The sequence below is a fragment of the Aeromonas sobria genome, assembly GCF_006243315.1.
GTDB lineage: Bacteria > Pseudomonadota > Gammaproteobacteria > Enterobacterales > Aeromonadaceae > Aeromonas > Aeromonas sobria_A.
On record NZ_NKWE01000014.1, the window covers coordinates 1 to 7404 of the forward strand.

10 protein-coding genes are annotated in these 7404 nt (G+C 53.4%); 1 reads left to right on the forward strand and 9 read right to left on the reverse strand.

All coding sequences use genetic code 11. The features are described 5' to 3' along the window. Window positions 1-292 (reverse strand): mobilization protein (locus CF137_RS03500; RefSeq protein WP_139717962.1); only part of this gene is annotated, 292 nt, incomplete at its 3' end. Next, window positions 293-994 carry a hypothetical protein gene (locus CF137_RS22230; RefSeq protein WP_240038504.1) on the reverse strand — a complete coding sequence of 234 codons (702 nt, stop codon included), beginning with the start codon at window positions 992-994 and terminating at the stop codon, window positions 293-295. A gap of 385 nt (window positions 995-1379) precedes the next feature. On the opposite strand from CF137_RS22230, the gene CF137_RS22455 reads away from it, so the two are divergent. Then, entirely contained in the window at window positions 1380-1601 is a 222-nt protein-coding gene (locus CF137_RS22455) for a hypothetical protein (RefSeq protein ID WP_414731092.1), read from the forward strand. Between the two features lie 97 nt (window positions 1602-1698). Here the strand turns inward: CF137_RS22455 and mobC are convergent, their stop codons facing one another. The 7 genes from mobC to CF137_RS03545 form a co-directional block, all read right to left on the reverse strand. Further along, window positions 1699-2100, reverse strand: a complete 402-nt coding sequence (gene mobC, locus CF137_RS03510; protein ID WP_139717964.1) for a plasmid mobilization relaxosome protein MobC — start codon at window positions 2098-2100, stop codon at window positions 1699-1701. 644 nt (window positions 2101-2744) lie between these two features. Beyond that, a complete protein-coding gene (locus CF137_RS03520; protein WP_139717968.1) occupies window positions 2745-3692 on the reverse strand; it encodes a replication initiation protein in 948 nt (315 codons plus the stop codon). 210 nt (window positions 3693-3902) lie between these two features. Next, window positions 3903-4187, reverse strand: a complete 285-nt coding sequence (locus tag CF137_RS03525; RefSeq protein ID WP_068979461.1) for a type II toxin-antitoxin system RelE/ParE family toxin — start codon at window positions 4185-4187, stop codon at window positions 3903-3905. Next, complete coding sequence (relB, locus tag CF137_RS03530) at window positions 4177-4416, reverse strand: type II toxin-antitoxin system RelB family antitoxin (protein ID WP_068979460.1); 240 nt, start codon at window positions 4414-4416, stop codon at window positions 4177-4179. Before relB ends, CF137_RS03525 begins: the two co-directional genes overlap by 11 nt. 306 nt (window positions 4417-4722) lie before the next feature. Further along, window positions 4723-5784 (reverse strand): LPS O-antigen chain length determinant protein WzzB, encoded by a 1062-nt coding sequence (locus CF137_RS03535; protein WP_139717971.1) that lies wholly within the window; start codon window positions 5782-5784, stop codon window positions 4723-4725. Between the two features lie 1058 nt (window positions 5785-6842). Beyond that, window positions 6843-7043 (reverse strand): hypothetical protein, encoded by a 201-nt coding sequence (locus CF137_RS03540; protein WP_139717973.1) that lies wholly within the window; start codon window positions 7041-7043, stop codon window positions 6843-6845. A 21-nt stretch (window positions 7044-7064) separates the two neighbouring features. Next, on the reverse strand, window positions 7065-7271 hold the full coding sequence (locus tag CF137_RS03545) for a hypothetical protein (protein ID WP_068979456.1): 207 nt from the start codon (window positions 7269-7271) through the stop codon (window positions 7065-7067). Between the last annotated feature and the right edge of the window lie 133 nt (window positions 7272-7404).

Genomic DNA, 7404 nt, shown 5'->3' on the forward strand with positions numbered 1-7404 from the left:
CACTGCTGTTCAATGACCCAAGTGCTGCTCCGGTAGCCCGGTTGGTCTGGTCCAAACTCCGGCCCATGCTGGCCAGCTCGATCCTGGTACTCTTCTCCAAGGCCACGAAGGCGGTGTGTAAGTTGGCGCAGTGCGTCTCGTACCCTTCCAAGGTGCTCTGCAACTGCGCCTGTAAGCTCTCCAAAGCGCTCTGTTGCGCGTCGAGCTGCTCCCGCAAGGCTGTCGTCTCGTCCTGGTGCCGTTGTTCCATCCGCTCGAATTGAGCGGTCAGCAGCCGTTCTAACTCGGTCATCTACTTCACTCCCACGGCCATTAGGCCCTTGTACTTCCCTTCGTCCATCTTGAACGGTGTATCGATCTGCCTCGCCACGATGTACCGCCCCTTTCCATCGAGCACGAACGTCACCCCTTTGGGCAAGCTTTCCAGGGTCCGTTGGGCTGTGCTGATCTGCTGGTTTAGGCTCTGAAGCTCGGCAAGTTGCCCGGTGATCTCGTTCGCCAGGTACGCTGCCACCCCCCAGGTACTTCCCCCGGCTCCTAGGAGCACCACCACCGAGATAAGCAGCGGTTTGAGCCATCCCCTGAACGTCACCCGACTCAGGGCCTCCCCGTCCGTCTTGAGTTGCGCCAGTGCCGTCCTGAGCGGCTCGATCGCCTGCTTGATTGCCTTCCCCTGGGCGAGGGTGATCGCGTCGTTTAACCCCTCCCGGATCTGCTCCAAGTCCGTCAAGCTCAAGCGTTTGAGCGCGTCCACGGTCGCCTGTTGTTGCTCCAAGGCGCTCTGCTGTGAACCTAACAACGTGGTGATCTGCTCGCTCTGCCGCCGAATAGCGTCCCTGGTTGTACTCAGCTCGGCGCTCACATGCTTCGTCAAACGCTCGCTGAGCTGTGTCAGATTGGCCTCGGTCAACGTGGCCACCTCGGCCAGCTCCTCGGCTTGCCGCTGCGATAGTCTCTCGCTCAAGCGTGTTTTCAGCTCGCCACCCTTTTCCATACAGCTCTCCTTTGAGCCGGATGCCCTGCGGGTATCCCTCCGGCCTGATCGTGATGTAGTCCTTGCCCTGGCGGGTGATCTCGAATTCGAGCACCTCGCCCAGGTACTCGAGTAGTTCGCCCCGGTCGCGGATCAGCCCCTGAGCCACCGCCCCAAGCAGGTGATCCCCTATCTGCCGCTTGATGGCAGTCCTGTCCTTCTGGCCCTTGTAGGCGTCAAATGAGGGCTGTATCAGCCGTGCCCGGAGCGGGTCGTCTGGTCTGGCCCAGCCCTTGCCGTAATTCCATTTATCCCGCAGAGCGTCAAAGTCTTTTCTATGTCCGGGCGGGGCAATGTTCAGAGATTTGCCCGTGCCCAGGTGAACACGGGGCACCAGAATGTGGACGTGAACACCGCCCCCGACCTCCCGGTGCTGCACGGCGGTCAGGTGCACGTCCTGCCTATCCAGTCCGGCAAAGGACAGTGCCTCGAAGTCGTCCAGCACCTCGCCGATCTCGGCGTCACTGGGGGCTTCTTCCTCCGACCAGGAAATCACCGCGCTCCGGTATCGATGCTGAAAATCGAGCGAGTCCGCCACGGCAGCGAACTGTTGCGGATCGCCCCGTAACACAGCCACCCCGGCCCGCTCCTCGCCTTTGTGGTCGTGGCTGTCCAGCAAATAGGTCGCCGCACTGCTGGCCTTACCGGTGCCATGAGCCAGGAACTTAATCATCATGCCCGTCACCCTCCCGGTTCGGCGGCGGAGGAAGCTGCGGCAGCAGCGTTCCGGCAGTAGCCTCGATGCTACGTAGCAACGCCAGCAGCTCCACCAGGTAAACCGGGCTCCCCACCAGGCGGCATTCGTTCACCGCCCTGGCGATCTGGTTGAGGTTCGAACCCAACGCCGCGAGCTGGCGCATCAGCGCCGGATCTGCCAGGTGGCGGGGGTCTCGTTCCCGCCGCGACCGAGCGGGAGAGATATGGGTTTGCTGGTCGGCATCCACCTTGGCTCTCAGCCAATCGGAGAGGGTCAGGCCCTCGTCACTGGCACCCTTGCGCCACTTGGCCAGGGTGGCAGGATCAAGGCGAAGGCTGGCCGTTGTTGTCTTTAGCTCTAGCTTTGTCATTGGCTCTCCAAGCGGCGCAGGGTTTGAAGGGGCAGAGCCCCTCACCAGCCCCCGTTTACGTTGAGCCGCGAAGCAGGCGAAATGTAATACGGGGTCGGCTGGCTTAATGCCAGTACAGCAAAAAAATAGAGGGGCGGCAACTTGCTATTTAGCGTCACGGTGACACATAATTAATTAACGTTACAGTGACGGGAATTGGAACCATGAAGGACAGCACTGATAAGGGAACTGGGGATATGTTTGGCGAGAAGCGTGGACGGGGTAGACCAAAAACAGGAGGGGCTAAGAGCGGGGCAGAACGTCAGGCCGCCTACCGTGCCAAACAGAAGGGCATTAACGTCACAGTAACGATTAATCGGGCTCACCTGGACGAACTGGCGGCACAGCTCCAGACGATCAGGGATGGGGGGACTGCTGTGGTTCTTACTCCGGGTCAGGCCGGGGAGATATTGCGGGCACTACGAACAGCAGAGATCAAACAACTCCGGGGATAACCGCTACTGCCCACAGGCCAAACACACGGCCTGATGGACAGCCCTACGGGAACGCGGTTAACCCCCTCGCCAAGTCGCTCTCTATGGAGACTCTTTTTAAACCAAAAGAACCCCCCTACGGGGGCTACTATCTGATAAGGCTTGTTTGGATCACTCTGGCGAGATTTTGGTGAGGTAGCGGCTAACACTTGCCGAACCGATCCCTAAATCCTCTGCAATGTCCCGATTGCTGTAGCCCTGCGCCTTGAGCCGCAGCACCTCCGGCAACAGGTCGGCGCGGGCCTTGCCGCTGTTGCTGGGCCTGCCCCCCCCCTTGGATACTTTACCCCCCTTGGCCCCTCTGGCGGCCTGTACTGCGCTGAACCCTGCGGGGGTTAGGTTGCGGTGCGTCCATTTGGCGATGCTCTTGGCTGTGTGCCTGACCTCGTTGGCAGGCAGCGGCTGCTCGAACTGGACGTTGTACCCGGTCGCCCTTTCCACCACGGCGGCCATCCACTGATCAAGCCCCGGCCACCCTTGCCGAATAGCCTTGTAAGCCCATTGGCTCGTTTTCTCGAACAAGGTGCAGTTACGCCCAAGTCCGTAGGCGGGAAGCTGTTTGCGGCCATTGTAGGGGCTCAGATCGAGATAGTCGGCCAACCAGCCCAGATCGTAGGTGTGGGGCTCCCATACCTGGACAAGCCAGTGGGTGTGTAGGGGGTTCTTGCAGATTAGGCCGGAGTACCCCAGATCGGCCCCCAACTTATCCCGGAGGGCGGCCTCGATGGCGGCGGCATACCGCAGTGGTGCCACCTTGCCATCCGGGGCAGTGCGGATCGGGGTCTCCAATCCATAGATCAGGTGGGCGTGGCCGTTGGCCCTGTTCGTCACCGTGATGTTCGGTGCCGGGGCGCCTACGTCATCCCAGGATAACGTAGCGGCAGCATGGTCTACGTCAAACACGAGCCAATACCGATGCGTTGGACCGTTCGGCTGGATGTAACGAGCCCCAAGGGCACGGCTGACATCCGCAATGGACAGACCCGTGGTAAATTCGTCGGTGTGGTAGGGCTTCTGGGGCAGGAGCTCCCGGAACAGGTCAAGCTGTGCTCGATTCAATGACCACCGCGCATATTGGCGGCGCTAAAGGGTTGTCTGGTGTGATCCATGTGATATATTTCACCTGTTACATGAGTACGACCCCGAATCCTCTGTTGTTCTTCCGCCAAGTCGATGAACAGAGATTCGGGGTTTGTCTTTTCTAGGCAGTACGTTACCGCACGATCCCCTCCCTACGCAAACGCATACCGCCCCACCTACAAGTACCCTTCACCAGTGGCTTGGTAGCCGCAAGCGGGTATGAAACACCCTCAGAATGTGGATCTCCTCGCCCTTCACTCGGTATGGAATGAGGAACGGATAGGGTTGCAGCACAAGCTCTCTTGTTCCAGGCACGCGGCCAGGACGACCCATAGCGGGTTGAGCTACCAACAGATTGACCAATCGATACACCTCGAACACAAACTCTTGGGCAACCCGAGGGTTCTCTTTCGCCAGGTAATCGTGGGCATCCTCCAGATTCAGTGCCGCCTTGCGCAGCCATTTAACCTGCATTGATACCCCACCGATTGAACTTCGCCATCATCTCCTTTTCAGGCACGAAGTCACCCGCATCCGCTTCACTCAATGCGGCTTCAACTTCCGCGATCTGCCAGGCTTCACGTGCCAAATAATCCTGGATAGCCTGATTCGCCAACCACGATTTGGTTCTTCCTGTTGATTGGGCCAGTTGCCCCAGCTGTTGCTCTACCTCATCCGGTAAGCGAACGGACATAACACTCATACGCACCCCATTAAACTGCAATGTTTACATGATACTACACCTTTACTGAATGACAGGCACTGACAACAACCCAGAGTCTCGTTGTACTACCTGGACAACAGGCAGCAAAAAGGGCGTCCGATTTAACGTAACGCCCCCTTATACGCAGTGTAAATGTAAATATAAAATTCGGACGCTGAACGGTAATAACCGCCTTGCTGTTATTGCAAAGGCGGCGGATTCAACACAAAAGTGCAACGCTATGCCTCACTCATATGAGGGGAATTGTTAATTTTGGCCTTCATATTATCGTGTTACACATTCTTCCTATTTGTCCCTAAAGGAAAATCTGACCAATACAATACCAACGCCAAGCATGCCACCAAGCAGAGCCGCCAATACAACTATCAATGACCGCTTAGGTTTATCTCGCGCCAGTGGTTCATTCGGTGAATCTAAATAGGTAAATGATTGAAAATCTATTCCAGTAAGATCTATTTCTTTTAACCTCTTAATTGCAACCTTTAAATCAACCAGTTTAGGTTGATATTCATCCAGCGTCATTGAATCTAAAATTTTCGCTTGTTCCGTTAACGCTCCAACACCTAAAGAGGCAGAGAACCGATCTGAACCGTTATAATTCTCGATAGGCTTTTCAATATTTGCTGCCTTTGCAACATTCATGCTGTAAGTTGCTGACTTACGATCTCGTTCAATTCTGATTTTAGCGTCTTCTGCTATTATATTTTGCTGAAGTGACAATGCTTTTAGCTTGATGTCTAGCTCTGCAATGAGGTTTTCAGTTAGGCGTTTTTTTTGCAATGCACTAATATATTTAGTGTAAGCTTTATGTAGTTTAGTTGATGTTTCTGGCGAATCAGCTGCTACTATCAGTTCATAACCAGTTTTTGTTTGTGGCTCTTTCGGTTTGGCCAATACCTCTGCCCTGATTAGCATAGACCAGTCTTGTAACCACCTGTGCTGCGCCTGTGCATCGAGGTTTTTATCGATCACCTCATGCTTAAAAAACGAACTTTTCCGTAAAAAATCCCGCTGATTGTCGCGCTTATTAAACTCACGGATAAACTCGCTGAATAATTCGTTACCACTAGGTACGCCACCTAAACCAAGTTGATTTATTTGGTTGGTTTTTTTTAGTAAAGGAAATATGTCAACCTTAAGTGGATTGTCGATCGTTGCTTTGGTACTCCACACCGATGGAATTGACAACGAATACCCCCATCCTCCCATAGCAAACAGAGTCACAACAGAGAAAATCAATAATTTATTATGCCACAATTCAAGAATAAGTTCTCTAAGGTCAATCTCATTATCTGTCTGTGCTGAATTCCAGCTTTGCTGTAATGGTGCTAAAGACGATTTTGGCATACAACAATGCTCCTATTTTTTCGTCTGTTATTTTAACAAAAATGCAAGTCGTGATTTTTGCAATTTTCAATGAAATGTAAAACACATGTGATTATTTTTTGATTAATCCCAATGGTTAATATTAACATGTAATACAACAGGACGAAAGATAAAAAAAGTTTACATTGACAGAACCTAACATATTCAAATTTTATTTTATTATGTTAATGAGAACCCGCTGGAGCTAGTCCAATAATTAAGATGACTCACTGCGACTAACGCCTTTTATGTTCAATCGCCGATTTCACATGGCAAAACGGCCACTCCGTCAGGATATGGCCACCTGTATCGCGTTTTGGCGCATTGCAACCGGTCTATCAAGGGTTTACCGCCTGAAAGTTTGCAACGCTTCTGATGGGTTTTTAGAGCTGGATCCTGCGAGGTTTGATTTCATCCAATTTAAAGCGCGAACAAGGGCAATTTTCAAAATTGAGAAAAGTAGGGGCCGTAGCCCCTTTTTAACGAGTAACTCTCACCAGAACGGCAAGAGAAAGCGCCGCAACAGCGAAGCACAGGTTTTCTTGCGGGGAGTTGGTAGCGAGAGTTTGCAGGGTATGAAACAGAATAATGGGCATGTAGGCCTCCTTAAGTTAGTTGGTTCGATAGTGGAGACGCTCTCCTATAGTGAGGGGTAATTCGTCTCTACTCTTAACTAACTGGAAGTTTTTGAATTCATTACAAAAAAATGGGCAAAAGTCCTGTTGCCCCTATTGAGATGAGAGGGGCCTGCGGCCCCACTCATCACCACGTTGCAACCAACAATAAAAAACCCAGCGCTAAGACAGCCGCCATAAAGCCAAGGTTCGTAGAGAGGGGGTTGGTGGCTAGTGTTTTAAGCAGTTCAATCATGTCTGGCCTCATTAATTTCTGGATAGGAGAGGCGCTTCCTCTCCTATACCCAGTTCTTCAACCCATGCAGACCTCTGTGCCTGGGTAACGCCAGGATTAAACCGTTTTGTCCGTACACATTGATAATGACGCTTTTCGCGGTAATTTTGTTATCGCAGAACAACGACGGGCTAAACCTTCATCCACCGAAGCAACAGGGCCAGCGCCGCAATCCATGCCGCCACGTTCCAGGAAGGCCCAGCCAAGGCGCTGTAGAGTGGCCCCAACGCCAGCCAATCCGCCGCCCAGTACAGCAGGGATTTCGCTGCAAAGACTGCGGCCAGCGCTACCACCGTGTGCCACAACATCAATCTCGGAAATCTATCGCTCAACCACATCAGCACCACCTCCCTTCAATCCAACTGAAGGCCCGCATCGAGGAGCCGCTGCCGCCACTCGCGGGCCTCCAAATCGAAGTTGAGCAGGCCACCTTCCACGCTGATCCGCCATTCAAAATCGAGCAACCGCATGTCGTTCAAGTCGCACAGCCGCTGACCGTCTGCGCCCAATAGCCATACTCGATCACCATCAATCTCAAGATCGTGCTTATCAAATTCCATTGCCCCCCCCCCCCTACATTTATCGTCACAGTGACTATAAATCACATGCTAAACCCACGATCTCGCTGCTGCTCTTTCCGCAGCTCCGCCGCCCTGTCGGCGATCAACGCTGCGCCTTGTTCAAGCTCTCCAC